A 15685-nucleotide genomic window follows, 5' to 3' on the forward strand; every position below is an offset into this window, starting at 1 on the left:
ACGGCCGCTCCGGGCCGGGCGCAGCTAACCCGGCCGTACGACGTAGCAGGCCACCCACTCCCGCCACCACACCCACTCCCGCCACCGCCCGGGCCGCCCCGGCCACCCGGCACTTCCACCCGGGCCGTCCGGGCGGGACGATCAAGATCGCGGGGCCGGGAGGAGAAAGGAGTCGGGCGCCCGACGTTAACAGGGGGCCCTTCCTCTACCTCAGGCGTTAACAGGGGGCCCTTCCTTACACGGCGGCCAGCACCGCGGCCTCCAGACGGGCCCGGGTGGCGTCGTCCGGCCAGCCGCCGACGAGGTAGAAGGCGTCCACCACGTCGCCGCCGAGGGTGGAGATGCGGGCCGCGCGCACCTGGGCACCGGCGTCGTCGAGGGCGCAGGTGACCCGGTAGAGCAGGCCCGCCGCGTCGGCGGCGCGCAGCTCCAGCAGCACGGCGTCGGTGGCCGCCTCGCGGTGCCAGACCACCCGGGGCGCGGCCGGACCGGACCGCGCCGCCAGGGCCCGGCCGCGCAGCCGCTGGGTGACCGAGACGTCGCCGTTCACCGCGCGGCGCAGGTCGGCGCCGAGGGCGATCGGGTCGGGCGCGAGGCCGTACCGGGGCTGCACGCGGCACTCGACCAGGGCCCGGCCGTCGACGGTGGAGGCGTCGGCGGAGAGCACCTCCAGCCGGTGCAGCGCCAGGCAGCCGGCCACCGTCGCGAGCAGGCCGCGCCGGTCCGCCGCGGCCACCGCCACCCGGTCGGCCGTCAGGTGTACGACCGGCAGGGGCCCCGCCAGCAGGGCCGGGTCGGGGGCGGGCGGGGCGGGCAGCGCGCCCGTGTCCAGCGCGGTCCGTACCCGGGTGACCAACTCGGCGACCAGTCGCCCCTTCCAGTCCGACCAGGCGGCCGGGCCGGTGGCGGCGGCGTCGGCCCGCACCAGGGCGTGCAGCAGGTCCAGCGTGGTCGGGTCGCCGACCCGCTCGGCCACCCCGGCGATGGTGACCGGGTCGGCCAGGTCCCGCCGGGTGGCCACGTCGGGCAGGAGCAGGTGCAGCCGGACCAGCGTGCCGATCAGCGCCACCTCCGGCGCGGGCAGGCCGATCCGGGCGGCCACCGCCTCCGCCAGCGGCACCCCGACCGTGCTGTGGTCGCCGGGAAGCCCCTTGCCGACGTCGTGCAGGAGGGCGCCGAGCAGCAGCAGGTCGGGGCGGTCCACCTCGCGGGTGTGCCGGCTGGCCTCGTACGCGGTCTGCACGAGGTGCCGGTCGAGGGTGAACCGGTGCACCGGGTTGTGCTGCGGGAGGCTGCGCAGCCGGGTCCACTCGGGCAGCCAGCCCTCGATCAGCCCGTACCGGTCGCAGGTCTCCCAGGCCGGCACCAGGCCGGCACCGGCGCCGAGCAGGGTGATCAGCGCGGCCCGGGCCTCGGCCGGCCACGGCGCCGGCAGCGGCGGGCAGTACACGGCCAGCCACTCGCAGGTGGCCCGGGCGATCGGCAGCCGGGTGACGGCCGCGGCGGCGGCGACCCGCAGCGACAGGCTCGGGTCGGGGCGTGCCCCGATCGCGGTGCGGGCCAGCACCAGCTCCCCGTCGTGCTCGACGACGTCCCGGGCGACCGGTCGGCGCAGCGGGCGCCCGTCGGCGCCCCGACGGCGGCCGGAGCGGAGCCGGTCGGCGGCGCGGAAGGCGTCGTCGAGGGCGTGGCTGACGGTCCGGGCGTCCCCGGCGACCCGGCGCAGCAGCGCGTCGCCGTCGCCGATCCACTCGGCGGCGCCGGCCCGCGGCGCGCCGCCGGACGCGCCGGGTGGGAGCAGGCGCGGGGCGCCGGGTGGAAGCGGGCCCGGGGTGTGCGGCGAAGGCGGGCCCGGGGCGTGCGGCGAAGGCGGGCCCGGGGCGTGCGGCGAAGGCGGGCCCGGGGTGTCGGACCCGCCAGCCGGTGGCTGCCGGAGCCCGAGCAGCGCGGCGACGCCGTCGCGTTCCTGGGCGACCAGCCGGTCGACCCGGCGGCCGGCCTGCCGGTGCAGCGCGTCGCGGGTGTCGAGCAGCCGCAGGTGCGCGGCGCGGACGGCGGGGCGCAGCGCGTCGGTGATCCCGGCGGCGGCGATCGCCCGCAGGATGCCCACGTCGCGCAGCCCGCCGGCCGCCTCCTTCAGGTCGCCCTCCAGCAGGAACGCCAGCTCGCCGTGGGCGGCCCAGCGGGCGGCGGTGATCTCGCGGAGCGCCGGGAGCTGGCGTACGGCGGTGCGCCGCCAGTGGTCGGCGGCGGTGCGGACGAGGGTGTCCGCGAGCGCGGTGTCCCCGGCGAGCAGCCGCGCGTCGAGCAGCCCGAGGGCCACCTTCACGTCGTCCTGGGCGACGGAGAGCGCCTCGGGGACGGTCCGGACGGAGTGGTCCAGCCGCAGCCCGGCGTCCCACACGGGATACCAGAGCGAGGCGGCCAGTTCTTCCACGCCGGGCACCCCGGCGTGCAGCAGGACGAGGTCGAGGTCCCCGTGCGGCGCGCACTGCCGGCGGCCCAGCCCGCCGACGGCGACCAGCGCCACCCCGGGCCGCTGCGGCAGCAGTCCGCGCAGCCACCGGTCGTACGCGTCGGCCCGCGTGGCCCGCGCCGTCGCCCCGATGCCGCCGTCGACGCCGACGACCTCGTCGACCAGGAGTGCGGCGGCACCGTCGCCGGTGTGTCCCGACGCGTTCTTCCTGGTCGACGAGGTCATGTCGGTGGGTGGCCGGTCAGAGCGCGTCGAGGCCGCGCTCGCCGGTGCGGACCCGGACGACCTCCTCGACGGCGGTCACCCAGACCTTCCCGTCGCCGATCTTGCCGGTCCGGGCGGCGCCGACGACGGCGTCCACGATCTTGTCGACGTCGATCTCGTCGGTGAGCACCTCCACCCGGATCTTGGGCAGGAACTCGACCGTGTACTCGGCACCCCGGTAGACCTCGGTGTGCCCCTTCTGCCGCCCGTAGCCCTGGACCTCACTGACGGTCAGGCCGGCCACGCCGAGGGCGTGCAGGGCCTCCTTCACCGCGTCCAGCTGGTACGGCTTGATGACCGCGGTCACCAGCTTCATGTCCAACCCCTCCATCCCAGGAACGTTAACGGGCGACCTTCTCGGCGGCGGACCCGGCGGCCGGCTCGACCGGCTCGGCAGCCGCAGCCGGCTCGGCAGGCGCGGTGGGCGCGGCCGCCGGCTCCGTCGCCGGCCTGGCGGCGGTCAGCCCGGCCATCGCGAACGCGCTGCCCCCGCCGCTGCCGGCGGCCGGCGACAGGTCGTAGCCGCTCTCGGCGTGCTCGGCGATGTCGATGCCGCCGACCTCGTCCTCGGCCCGCAGGCGGAAGCCGATCGTCTTCTCGATGCCGAAGGCGAGCACCCAGGCCACCGCGAAGGACCAGACGGTGACGATCAGGCCGGCCAGGGCCTGCCGGCCGAGCTGGGTCACCCCGCCGCCGTAGAAGAGCCCGTCGGAGGCACCGATCACGTCGCTGATCGCGCCGTTGACCGAGTTGGTGGCGAAGAGGCCGAGCCAGAGCGAGCCGATCCAGCCGCCGACGAAGTGCACGCCGACCACGTCGAGCGAGTCGTCGTAGCCGAGCTTGTACTTGAGGCTGATCGCCAGCGCGCAGACCGCCCCGGCGACGAGGCCGAGCAGCACCGCCGCCCAGGGGGCGATGAAGCCGCAGGCCGGGGTGATGGCGACCAGGCCGGCGATGGCGCCGGACGAGGCGCCGACCAGGGTCGGCTTCCTGTCCTTGATCCATTCGACGACGATCCAGCCGAGCACGGCGGCGGCCGTGGCGAGCTGGGTGTTGATGAAGGCCAGGCCGGCGACCGAGTCGACGGTGAGCTCGGAACCGGCGTTGAAGCCGAACCAGCCGAACCAGAGCAGCCCGGCGCCGAGCGCGACGAGCGGGATGTTGTGCGGCTTCATGCCCTCCCGGGGCCAGCCGAGCCGCTTGCCCAGCACCAGCACCAGGGCCAGGGCCGCCGCGCCGGCGTTGATGTGCACGGCGGTGCCGCCGGCGAAGTCGAGCGCGTGCAGGTCGCCGCCGATGATGCCGCCGCCCCACACCCAGTGCGCGACCGGGAAGTAGACGAGCGTCGCCCAGCCGAACGCGAAGAGCAGCCAGCCGGCGAACTTCGCCCGGTCGGAGATCGCGCCGCTGATCAGCGCGACGGTGATCACGGCGAACATCATCTGGAAGGCCATGAACACGTAGAGCGGGACGCCGATGCCGCTCGGGTTCTCCGCCGTCGCGCCCCAGAGGTCGGTCTCGGCGAGGAAGGTCTTGGTGCCGAGGTAGGCGCCCGGGTCGCCCCAGAGCCCGTTGACATCGCTGCCGAACGCGATGCTGAAACCGTAGAACCACCACAAGACAGAGATGAGCCCGATCGCGGAGAAGCTCATCATCATCATGTTCAGTACACCCTTGGACCGGTTGAGGCCGCCGTAGAACAGCGCCAGTCCGGGCGTCATGAGCAGCACGAGCGCCGTCGACACCAGCAACCACACGGTGTTGCCGGAATCGAGCGTGGGTGCCTCAGGCACGCTGGCCTCCTAAAGGTGAAGTTCCCTCCTTCCCGGCTTCCGGGGCAGCGTCGCCCGTACGCCGGATGGGCGGAAGCCTGCTCGCTCCCTGTTTCCCCCAGCGTCACCCGTCGGTTTCCGAACGGTGACGGGTTGTTTCGGACGTGTGAAGAGAAGCTCACCGCCGGCCGGCGCGGCCGACAGCACGGACCGCTCAGCGCAGCGCGTACTCCAGGGCGTTGCGCTCGTAGTCGAGCAGCCGCAGGTCCCGCATCGGCCGGCGCAGGTGCCCCTTGTGCACGATCCGGACGAAGGCCGGCTCACCGGCGGCGGCCATCCGGCGGATACCCTCCACGTGGTCCACGATCCGCTTGCGGATGGTCCGGATGAGCCGGTGCCGGTCCCGGGGGATGAGCCCGTACGCGTCGGCGAAGAGGCGCAGCCGGCGCGGCCGGTCGGGGTGCTTCCAGCCGAGCGTGATCGAGTCCCGGTCGGAGAAGATCGGCACCCAGGTCCAGGCCGCGTACGCCACGTCGTAGATCCGGGCGCCGGGCGAGGCGAGGTCGAAGTCGATCAGCCCCAGGGTGCCGTCGGGCCGCCAGATCACGTTGTGCGGGGCGGCGTCGTGGTGGCAGATCACCTCGGTGTCCGGCGGCGGCGGTCCGAACGAGCGCCACACCGCACCCGGCGGCGGGACGAAGCCGTACTGGGCGTCGTGGAACATCCGGAGCATGGTGGCGACGGTCACCAGCGCCTCGTCGGTGACCCAGTGCGGGGCCAGCGGGTACTCCCCGCACTCCCCCTCCAGGTACGACAGGACCTCCCGGTTGCGCTCGTCCATGCCGAGCGCGCGGGGGGCGCCGGTGAACCCGACGTACTCCAGGTGGCGCAGCAGGGCGTGCACCGAGGGCGTCCACGGCCCGGCGTTGCGCCGGACCGTGTCGCCGACCCGGACGACGGTGCTGACGTTCCCGCCGTGCAGCGGGATCTCCTGCGAAGTCACGTACGGTCTCCCGAGGCCCGTCGACGGGTGGCTGGGGTCGCGCCACCCGGCGTAGGCGCGATCGTCGGTCGTCACTGCGAGGTTACGCGTCCCGGGCGAGCGGCTCGGTACCGAGCAGCGCGTCGACGAACTGGGCGGGGTCGAACGGGGCCAGGTCGTCCTTGCCCTCGCCGAGCCCGACCAGCTTGACCGGGATGCCCAGCTTGCGCTGCACGGCGATCACGATGCCGCCCTTGGCGGTGCCGTCGAGCTTGCTGAGCACGACACCGGTCACGTTGACCACCTCGGTGAAGACCCGGGCCTGCTCCAGCCCGTTCTGCCCGGTGGTGGCGTCGAGGATCAGCAGTGTCTCGTCGATCGGGCCGTGCTTCTCCACCACCCGCTTGACCTTGCCCAGCTCGTCCATCAGGCCGATCTTGTTCTGGAGACGCCCAGCGGTGTCGATGAGCACGGTGTCCACGCCGGTGTCGATGCCCCGCTTGACGGCGTCGAAGGCCACGCTGGCCGGGTCGGCCGCCTCCGGGCCCCGCACGGTCTCCGCGCCGACCCGACCGCCCCAGGTCTCCAGCTGGTCCGCGGCGGCGGCCCGGAAGGTGTCGGCGGCGCCGAGCAGCACGCTGCGGCCGTCGGCGACGAGCACCCGGGCGATCTTGCCGCAGGTGGTGGTCTTGCCCGCGCCGTTGACGCCGACCACCAGCACGACCGCCGGCACACCCTCCTTGGGCGCGGTCCGCAGGGACCGGTCCAGGGTCGGGTCGAGCGCGTTGACCAGCTCGGCGGCGAGCAGGGCGCGCAGCTCGCTGCCGGAGCGGGTGCCGAGGACCCGGGTCCGCTCGCGCAGCCGGTCGACGATGTCGCGGGTGGCGTCGACGCCGACGTCGGCGGTGATCAGGCTGTCCTCGATCTCCTCCCACGTGTCCTCGTCGAGGTGGTCGCGGCTGAGCAGGCCGAGCAGGCTCTTGCCGAAGACGTTCTGCGAGCGGGACAGCCGGGAGCGCAGCCGGACCAGCCGGCCGGCGGTCGGCTCGGGGACCTCCAGCACCGGTGCCGGGGCCTCCACCACCGGCGGCTCCACCAGGATCCCGGTGGACAGCTCGGCCTCCGGTGCCTGGACCGGCGGGCCAGCCAGGTCCTCCTCGGCCCGGGTGTCGACCTCCGTCTTCGGCAGCGGCGGCTCCGGTCGCCGGCGCAGCCGCGGCACGACCAGCCCGATGCCGCCAAGGATCAGCACGCCGAGCAGGGCGAGCGCGATGAGGAGGTATTCGGTCATGCCGGAATCCTGTCAGATGCCGGCGGAGCTGTCCCAGCCACCGCTCCCGACCGCGTCCAGGGAGGCCGGCGGTAGGCTCGATCACAGCCAGCAGTGGTGCGACCGCCGGCCGGGTAGTAAAGATGAAGTCCGCTCATCTGGAGGTCGACCATGCCCGCGGCACACCTGCTCATCGGCCCGTTGCTCCGCAGGGTGGTCGGCACGTCGGCCACCGTCTGGGTGGAGACCAGCGCGCCCGCGGTGGTCACCGTCCGCACCGCCGACGGCGCCGGGGGCACCGCCCCCACCTTCTCGGCGTACGACCATCACTACGCCCTCGTCGTCGTGGAGGGGCTCACCCCCGACAGCGCCACCACCTACGAGGTGCTGATCGACGACGAGGTCGCCTGGCCGGTGCCGAAGAGCAACTTCCCGCCCAGCGTGATCCGCACCCGGGCGGCCGACGACCTCGAACAGCCGGTCCGGCTGGTCTTCGGTTCCTGCCGGGAGACCACCCAGCACGCCACCACCCGGCGGCTGCCCCCGGACGCCCTCGACGCGTACGCCCGGCGGCTGATGGCCGACCCGGCCGCGACCGACGTGCCCGACCTGCTGGTGCTCCTCGGCGACCAGGTCTACGCGGACGTGACCTCCCCCACGGTCCGGCGGCTGCTCAAGCGGCGCCGCCGCCGGCCCAAGGGCGCGCCGGGCGACCAGGTGGTCAGCTTCGACGAGTACACGAAGCTCTACCTGGAGTCCTGGCGGGACCCGGAGATCCGCTGGCTGTTCTCCACCGTGCCGAGCGTGATGATCTTCGACGACCACGAGGTCATCGACGACTGGAACACCTCGGCCTCCTGGCGCTCCGACATGCGCGAGCAGCCGTGGTGGGCGGAGCGGATCACCAGCGGCCTCGCCTCGTACTGGGTCTACCAGCACCTGGGCAACCTCTCCCCCGACGAGATCGCCGCCGACCCGGTCTACGCCAAGGTCGTCGCGGCGGAGGACGCCACCGGCGTGCTGCGCGAGTTCGGGCAGCGGGTCGACACCGAGGCCGACCTCGCCCACGACACCGAGCGGTGGCGCGCCGTGCAGTACCAGTGGAGCTACGCGCTGGACCTGGGCCGGACCCGGCTGGTCATGCTCGACAACCGGTGCAGCCGGGTGCTGGAGCCGGGCCAGCGGGCGATGCTGCCCCCGGGCGAGTGGTCGTGGTTCCTCGACCGCGCCCACGGCGTCTACGACCACCTCGTCGTCGGCGCCTCCCTGCCGTGGCTGCTGCCGCCCGGCATCCACCACGTGGAGGCGTGGAACGAGAAGCTGGCCGACTCGCGGCGGCCCTGGGTCGCCCGGCTGGCCGAGAAGCTGCGCCGGGGGCTGGACCTGGAGCACTGGGCCGCGTTCCGCCGTTCCTTCGACGCGCTCGGCGCGCTCTTCGCCCGCCTCGGCAGCGGCACCCCCGGCGATCCCGGCGAGCGCGTCGGGGCCGGCCCGGCGTACGCGCCACCGGCGTCGATCAGCGTGCTCTCCGGCGACGTGCACCACTCGTACGTGGCGCGGGCGCGGTTCGACGACCGCAGCGTGGTCACGCCGGTGCACCAGCTCACCTGCTCGCCCATCCACAACCAGGTCCCGGCCGGGATGCGCCCGCTGATGAAGCTGGGCTGGTCGTCCGGGCCGTCCGGGGCCACCCGGGCGCTGGCCCGCACCGCCGGCGTACGCCGCCCACCGTTCCGCTGGAAGCGGCTGGCCGGGCCGTACTTCGGCAACGCGGTCGCCACGCTGGTGCACGCCGGCCGGACGGCCGAGGTGACGATCGAGGGCACCACCAGCGACGGCCACCTGCGCGAGGTCATGCGGCAGCGCCTGACCCCCGGCGGGTGAGCCTCCCGCCGCGCCCCGGCCTGCCCGCCCGCGCCGGGCGGGCAGCCACCCACGCGCCGCCGGTGGCCACGCGCCCCGATAAACCGCTCGCCGGTTGTCGGAGGTGCCAGCCAGGATGACCGGCATGACCTGGCGAGCACCGGAGATCACCCGGACCCCCGAGCCCTACGTCGGCGACGAGCGCACCATGCTGGAGGGCTGGCTGGACTACCACCGGCAGACCCTGCTGCTCAAGTGCGCCGGGCTGACCGCCGAACAACTGAAGACGCCCAGCGTCGAGCCCTCCGGGCTCACCCTGCTCGGCCTGGTCCGGCACCTGGCCGAGGTCGAGGCCTGGTGGTTCCGGGAGAACCTCGCCGGCCAGCAGGTCGACTACCCCTACTTCACGCCCGACAACCCGGACGCCGACCACGACGTCAGCACCGCCGACGCCGAGGCCGACCTCGCCACCTTCCACCGGGAGGTGGCGCTGGCCCGAGCCGCCGCCGCCGGCCGGTCGCTCGACGAGACCTTCACCGAGGTCGGCCCGAAGCGCCGGACGTTCAACCTGCGCTGGATCTACGTGCACATGATCGAGGAGTACGCCCGGCACAACGGCCACGCCGACCTGATCCGCGAACGCATCGACGGCGTCACGGGCGAGTAGCCCTCGCCGGGGCGGGCCGGAAACCGGTCAGTACGCCAGGGCGGCCCGCGCGTACCGCAGGTCGGCCGGGCCGCTCCAGCGCAGCGCCGACAGGCCGGCGACCCGGGCGCCCCGGATCGCCCAGTCCTCGTCGTCGAGGAAGAGCACCCGGGCCGCCGGGGTCTCCAGGGCCTCGCAGGCCGCCTGGAAGTACTCCTTCGCCGGCTTGTTCACCCCGACCCTGGACGAGTTGACCACCACGTCGAACTCGTCCGTCAGGTCGAGCGCGGCGAGGTCGGCGTCGAGCAGGTCCGTGGCGTTCGTGCCGAGGCCGACGCGGATGCCGCCGGCCCGCGCCTCGCGGACGAAGCCGAGCACCTCGGGGTCCACCTCGCCCCGGTAACGCTGCCACTGCTCCACGGCGGCCCGGGCCCGCTCGGGGCCACCCACGGAGTCGGCCAGCGCGTCGGCCACGCTGCTCATCCAGTCGGCGTGGCTGACCCGCCCGGTCAGCACCGGCTGGAGCCGCCCCCACTGCATGGCGATCTCGGTGAGTACGCCGCCGGACAGGCCGTACTCCCGCTCCACCCCGGCGGCCACCGCCGGGTCCCACCGGCGCAGGACGCCGTCGAAGTCCACCAGGAGCGCCGTCGCCCGTTCCCGACCCACTACTCGTTCTCCTCGCCGCGGCCACGCCGCTCGTCCCCGTCGGCCCGGTTGAGCCGTTGGCTGATCACCTGGGTCACCCCGTTACGCATGGTCACGCCGTACAGGGCGTCGGCGACCTCCATCGTCCGCTTCTGGTGCGTGATGACGATGAGCTGGCTCTTCTCCCGCAACTGGGCCAGCAGCGTGATCAGCCGTCCCAGGTTGACGTCGTCGAGCGCCGCCTCCACCTCGTCCATGATGTAGAACGGGCTGGGCCGGGCCCGGAAGATGGCCACCAGCATCGCCACCGCCGTCAGCGAACGCTCGCCACCGGAGAGCAGCGACAGCCGCTTGATCTTCTTGCCCGGCGGGCGGGCCTCGACCTCGATGCCCGTGGTGAGCAGGTCGTCGGGGTCGGTGAGCACGAGCCGCCCCTCGCCGCCGGGGAAGAGCACGGTGAAGACCTGCTGGAACTCCCGGGCCGTGTCGGCGAACGCGCTGGCGAAGACCTCCAGGATCCGGTCGTCGACGTCCTTGACCACGGTGAGCAGGTCGCGGCGGGTGGCCTTGAGGTCCTCCAACTGCTCGGAGAGGAACTTGTAGCGCTCCTCCAGCGCGGCGAACTCCTCCAGCGCCAGCGGGTTCACCTTGCCGAGCAGGGCCAGCTCCCGCTCCGCCTTGGCGGCCCGCTTCTCCTGCACGGGCCGCTCGTAGCGGACCGGCTCGGGCACCGGCAGGCCGTCGCGTTCGGCCGCCGCCACGTCGGCCTGGGTGGGCGGGACGGGCTGGGTCGGGCCGTACTCGGCGACGAGGGTCTCCACGTCAAGGCCGAAGTCCTCGGCGGCCTTCGCCTCCAGCTGCTCGATGCGCAGCCGCTGCTCGGCACGGGCCACCTCGTCCCGGTGCACCTGGCTGGTCAGCCGCTCCAGCTCCGCGCCGAGCCGCTTGGCCGCGCCGCGTACCTCCTGGAGTTCGGCCTCGCGGGCGGCGCGTTCGCGCGCCACGGCGTCGCGGTGCTCCTCGGCCGCGGCGATCGAGGTGGCCAGCCGGGTGAGTGCCTCCCGGGCCCCGCCCGCCACGGCCCGGGCGATCCCCGCGCCCCGGGTGCGCGCCGCCCGCCGCGCCGCCGCGCGTTCCCGCGCGGCCCGCTCGGCGGTGGCCTGCCGGCGCAGGGAGTCCGCGCGGCCGGCGATCGAGGAGACCCGCTCCTCGGCGGTACGCACCGCGAGCCGGACCTCCATCTCGTTCTGCCGCGCCTGCGGCACCATCGCGGCGAGCTGGTCGCGGTCCTCCGTGGAGGGTTCCGCGTCGACGGGGGTCTCCTCGGCCAGCCGCAGCCGCTCCTCCAGCTCGGCCAGGGTGAGCAGGTCCCGCTCCCGGGCGGCCTCCGCGCGGGCCCGGGACTCGCCGAGCCGGTCGGTCTCCGCCTTCGCCGAGCGGGCCGCCGCGCCCAGCTCGGCCAGCCGGCGGGCGGCGGCGTTGCGGTGGCTCTCCGCCTCCCGCTTGGCGGCAGCGGCGTGTTGCACCGTCTCCTTGGCGGCGGCCACCTCGGCGCGGGCGTCGACGAGCTGTTCGCGCAGCTCCGCGCCGGTCTGCTCGGCGGCGAGCCGGTTCGAGCGGGCCTCCTCGACGGCGGCCTGCACCTCGATGAAGCTGGGCGCCTTGGCCGACCCGCCGGCCGCCGCGTACGCCCCGACCACGTCGCCGTCGGGGGTGACCGCGCGCAGCTCCGGGTTGCCGGCGACCACCTCGGCTGCGGCGGCGAGGTCGTCGACCAGCACCACGTCGCGCAGCGCCCGGTGCACCGCCGGGCGGAGCTGCGGGGAGCACTCCACCAGGTCGGGCGCCCAGCGGGCGCCGTCGGGCAGCTTCGGCCGCAGCGCGTCGGCGGGCCCGTCCATGCCCGGCCCGGCGGGGCTGCCGACCAGCAGGCCGGCGCGACCGGCGTCGGAGATCTTCAGCAGCCGCATGGCCTCGACCGCCTCGTCGACGCCGCTGACCGCGACCGCGTCGGCGAGCCCGCCGAGCGCGGCGGCGAGCGCGGCCTCCTGCCCGGGCGCGATCGTGAGCAGCCCGGCCAGGCTGCCCAGCAGGCCCGGGACCTCGTCGGCGCGGGCCAGCAGCGCGCCCGCGCCGTCCTTGCGGCGCAGGCCGAGGGCGAGCGCCTCCTCCCGGGCCTTCCAGGTGGCGGCGTCCTTCTCCGCCGCCCGCTCCGCGTCGGTCAGCGACCGCACGGTGGCCTGCGCCCGCTCCTGGGCGGCGACCGCCTCGGCGTGCCGGGCGTCGAGGTCCGCGTTGTCCCGGTCGGCCTCGGTGGACTGCTCGGCGACCGCGTCGAGTTCGGCCTGGGCCTGGTCGGCCCGGGCCAGCGCGTCGGCGTGCGCGGTGGCGAGCCGCTCGATCTCCTCGCCGGCGCTGGTGGTCCGGGCGCGGGCGGAGTTGACCTGACCGGTCAGCCGGGCCAGGCCCTCCCGCCGGTCGGCGATCGCCTTGGCCGCGGCGACCAGCTCGCGTTCGGCGGCGGCGAGCTGCCGCTCCAGCTCCTGGCGGTGCTCGACGGCCTCGGCCAGCCGGATCTGGTCGTCGGTGAGCGCGCCGCGCAGCTCCTCCTCCTGCTCGCGGATCCGCTCGGCCTCAGCCTCCAACTGCTCGGGGTCGCGACCGGGGCGCTCGTCGTCGGGGGTGGCGCTGAGGTGCCGCAGCCGTTCCCGGGCGAGCTGCTCGATGGAGCGGAACCGCTCGGAGAGGGCGGAGAGCTTGTACCAGGTGTCCTGGGCGGCGGCCAGCAGCGGCGCGTCCTCGGCGAGGGCCGCCTCCAGCTCGGCCAGCCGCGCCTGCACCTCGCTGTGTTCGGCTTCGACCTGCTCGCGCCGCTCGCGCACCGCGGTCTCGTCGGCGATCTCCCGGTCCAGGGTGGCACGCAGGGTGGCCAGGTCGTCGGCGAGCAGCCGCAGCCGGGCGTCACGCAGGTTGGCCTGGATCGCGGCGGCACGGCGGGCCACCTCCGCCTGCCGGCCCAGCGGCTTGAGCTGGCGGCGCAGCTCGGCGGTGAGGTCGGTGAGCCGGTTGAGGTTCGTCTGCATCGCGTCGAGCTTCCGCAGCGCCTTCTCCTTGCGCTTGCGGTGCTTGAGGACGCCGGCCGCCTCCTCGACGAACGACCGCCGGTCCTCCGGCTTGGCGTGCAGCATCCCGTCGAGTCGCCCCTGGCCGACGATGATGTGCATCTCCCGGCCGATGCCGGAGTCCGACAGCAGCTCCTGGATGTCGAGCAGCCGGCAGGTGTCGCCGTTGATCTCGTACTCGCTCTCACCGGAGCGGAACATCCGGCGGGTGATCGACACCTCGGTGTACTCGATCGGCAGCGCCCCGTCGGTGTTGTCGATCGTGAGGGTCACCTCGGCCCGGCCCAGCGGGGCCCGGCCGGCGGTGCCGGCGAAGATGACGTCCTCCATCTTGCCGCCGCGCAGCGCCTTGGCGCCCTGCTCGCCGAGCACCCAGGCGATGGCGTCGACGACGTTGGACTTGCCGGAGCCGTTGGGGCCGACCACGCAGGTGATCCCCGGCTCCAGCTTGAGCGTCGTCGCGGAGGCGAAGGACTTGAAGCCCTTCACCGTCAGGCTCTTGAGATGCACCTTCTCGATCCTCGTCCGGTGGCCGCCGTACCGTCGCCGGCTGCGCGGACCTGGGTGAACCCGCAGACTAACCCGGGAGCGGGAACCGCCGGGCACGCGACCCGCCTGGCGACCGCCGGGCGCCCGTCCCAGGGGGCCCGGGCCGGCCCGCCCGGGTGCGGCCCATCCGTCGGCCGGAGTCGTACGGGAATCGTCGCGGCGGGCCGCACAAGATCACGAATTGGTGCGGCGAAAAAGGATGCGGACAGAGCTGCGCGCCGGCACAGAAGTGTCGGCGCGCTCTTTTTGCGTGATGCGATTCAGTTTTGCGATCTGGAGATCAGGTCAGCGCGGGCTCGGCCAGACGGAGCAGATCGTCCGCCTCCGCCGCAGCCGCCGCGAGCCGATCGTTCTCGGCACGCAGCCGCGTGATCTCGAACTCCAGAGCCCGAACCGTGGTACGCAGTCGGGTGACCTCGTCGAGCAAACGCCGATCGGGCGCCGCACCTACGTGGCCGTACAGGGCCTTAGCCATGTTGACTCCTTGATATGCGCTGCCGGAAGGGCCGGCCAACGCGCGCCCAAATGTGTACGCGGCTGTCACCCCAGACGATTCTGGGCATGACCGGGCGCGACTGGCGACACCTACATATTGAGCCGACACCCCCTCTTTCGTCAAGTTCTCGCAGGCCGTAGATCATTTCCACGTCGACCTGTCCACTTGCCGGGGGGGCTGCCACAAGGCGCGGACACACTCTGTCCGGACACCTTGACTCTACGCCTCGGATCCCGGGAAGTCCCCACCCTGCCGACCGCCTTCCCCTTAACTCTTCCTTAGCCACGTTGCCGCTGTTCACGCCCGCCACGTAGCGTCACCCCGGCTCGCAACCGACCCCTTGGAGGCAGAGGCGTGTACGGCTGGACCGACCCGAACCACCCGGACGGCGCCGCACGGCACCGCGAGCAGCCGCTGGGCGAGGAGCCGCCGACCTGGCTCACCGACCGTCCGGAGCCGAGGTCCGCCTACCTCTTCGGGGACGACCCGGAGCAGCCCGCCGACGAGTGGCACCGCGACCAGCCGACCGCCCGCTGGCAGCCCGAGCCCGCCGCGCCGGCCGGGACCTGGCAGCCGCAGGCCACCGACGCGACCGCGACCTGGCGGCCCGAGCCCACCGACCGCTGGCAGGCCGAGCCGGACGCCCGCTGGGCCGCCGGGGCGGGCAGCCCGACGGACGGGGCGTACCCGGCGGAGCGCCCCTTCCCCGCGGACCGGACCGCCGGCGCCTGGCCGGCCGACGACCCGACCGCCCCCGTCGACCTCGCCGCGCTCCGGGCCGCCCCGGCCGCAACGGCGCCGGCCACCGCCGAGGGTCGCCACCGCCCCCGCCGCCGGTTCCCCCGCCCGCTGCTGATCGGCGGTGCCGCCGCGGCCGCCACGCTGGTGGTGAGCCTCGGCGTGGGCGCGGTCGCGCTGACCGGCGACGACCCGGCGACCGACCCCGCCGCCGTCGACGACACGATCGCCGCCGCTCCGGTACTGCCGGGCGGCGAGTCGACACCCGGCGACACGCTGGCCCCGCCCACCCCGAGCACCGCGCCGACCACCGCCAAGCCCACCCCGTCGGCCACGAAGAGCACCAGGCCGACGCCGGCGCGTACCACCGCGCCCTCGCGGCGCAGCGCCGAACGGAGCACGGCGCCGGCCGGCGGCGGCACGAAGGCCCCGGTCAGCAGCGGGGGCGGCAGCCAGGCCAGCCAGGTGGTCGCCCTGGTCAACGCCGAGCGCGCCAAGGCCGGCTGCGGCGCGGTGGGCGTCGACGACAAGCTGACGACCGCCGCCCAGCGGCACAGCCAGGACCAGGCCGACCACCGCGACATGTCGCACACGGGCAGCGACGGCAGCAACGTCGGGACCCGGCTGGACCGGGTCGGCTACTCCTGGCGCACCTACGGCGAGAACGTCGCCTGGAACCAGAAGACGCCGGCCGCCGTCATGGACGCCTGGATGAACAGCCCCGGCCACCGGGCCAACATCCTGAACTGCGCCTTCACCGAGATCGGCGTCGGCGTCGCCAACAGCAACGGGCCGTACTGGACGCAGGTCTTCGCCGCGCCGCGCTGAACGCGAGTCGTGGCCGGGGCCGTACTCGTTT

10 protein-coding genes and 2 pseudogenes are annotated in these 15685 nt (G+C 74.5%); 3 read left to right on the forward strand and 9 right to left on the reverse strand.

Annotated features, from left to right (window positions below; translation table 11 throughout):
* Positions 1-235 precede the first annotated feature (235 nt).
* The 6 genes and pseudogenes from RM555_RS30960 to ftsY form a co-directional block, all read right to left on the reverse strand.
* A pseudogene (locus RM555_RS30960) lies at positions 236-1738 on the reverse strand ([protein-PII] uridylyltransferase); the annotation flags it as partial.
* A gap of 186 nt (positions 1739-1924) precedes the next feature.
* Positions 1925-2701, reverse strand: a pseudogene (locus RM555_RS30965) ([protein-PII] uridylyltransferase); the annotation flags it as partial.
* 16 nt (positions 2702-2717) lie between these two features.
* Complete coding sequence (locus tag RM555_RS07060) at positions 2718-3056, reverse strand: P-II family nitrogen regulator (protein WP_176733926.1); 339 nt, start codon at positions 3054-3056, stop codon at positions 2718-2720.
* A gap of 25 nt (positions 3057-3081) precedes the next feature.
* A complete protein-coding gene (locus RM555_RS07065; RefSeq protein WP_311410955.1) occupies positions 3082-4533 on the reverse strand; it encodes an ammonium transporter in 1452 nt (483 codons plus the stop codon).
* A 193-nt stretch (positions 4534-4726) separates the two neighbouring features.
* A complete protein-coding gene (locus RM555_RS07070) occupies positions 4727-5590 on the reverse strand; it encodes an aminoglycoside phosphotransferase family protein (protein ID WP_192581443.1) in 864 nt (287 codons plus the stop codon).
* 7 nt (positions 5591-5597) lie between these two features.
* Complete coding sequence (gene ftsY / locus RM555_RS07075; RefSeq protein ID WP_311410956.1) at positions 5598-6785, reverse strand: signal recognition particle-docking protein FtsY; 1188 nt, start codon at positions 6783-6785, stop codon at positions 5598-5600.
* A 150-nt stretch (positions 6786-6935) separates the two neighbouring features.
* Between ftsY and RM555_RS07080 the strand changes: the two genes are divergently transcribed.
* Positions 6936-8648, forward strand: a complete 1713-nt coding sequence (locus RM555_RS07080) for an alkaline phosphatase D family protein (RefSeq protein WP_311410957.1) — start codon at positions 6936-6938, stop codon at positions 8646-8648.
* Positions 8649-8772: 124 nt separating this feature from the next.
* Positions 8773-9294, forward strand: a complete 522-nt coding sequence (locus RM555_RS07085; protein ID WP_311410958.1) for a DinB family protein — start codon at positions 8773-8775, stop codon at positions 9292-9294.
* 27 nt (positions 9295-9321) lie between these two features.
* On the opposite strand, the gene RM555_RS07090 is transcribed toward RM555_RS07085, so the two are convergent.
* From RM555_RS07090 to RM555_RS07100, 3 genes are all read right to left on the reverse strand, one after another.
* Positions 9322-9942: an HAD-IA family hydrolase gene (locus RM555_RS07090; protein ID WP_311410959.1), complete on the reverse strand. Its 621-nt coding sequence runs from the start codon at positions 9940-9942 to the stop codon at positions 9322-9324.
* On the reverse strand, positions 9942-13553 hold the full coding sequence (gene smc / locus RM555_RS07095; RefSeq protein WP_311410960.1) for a chromosome segregation protein SMC: 3612 nt from the start codon (positions 13551-13553) through the stop codon (positions 9942-9944). The genes RM555_RS07090 and smc overlap by 1 nt, the downstream gene beginning before the upstream one ends.
* A gap of 319 nt (positions 13554-13872) precedes the next feature.
* On the reverse strand, positions 13873-14067 hold the full coding sequence (locus RM555_RS07100; protein ID WP_091621030.1) for a hypothetical protein: 195 nt from the start codon (positions 14065-14067) through the stop codon (positions 13873-13875).
* Between the two features lie 375 nt (positions 14068-14442).
* Between RM555_RS07100 and RM555_RS07105 the strand changes: the two genes are divergently transcribed.
* Entirely contained in the window at positions 14443-15654 is a 1212-nt protein-coding gene (locus tag RM555_RS07105; protein ID WP_311410961.1) for a CAP domain-containing protein, read from the forward strand.
* The last annotated feature ends 31 nt before the right edge of the window (positions 15655-15685 follow it).

This window comes from Micromonospora reichwaldensis (assembly GCF_031845925.1).
GTDB classification, from domain to species: domain Bacteria; phylum Actinomycetota; class Actinomycetes; order Mycobacteriales; family Micromonosporaceae; genus Micromonospora; species Micromonospora reichwaldensis.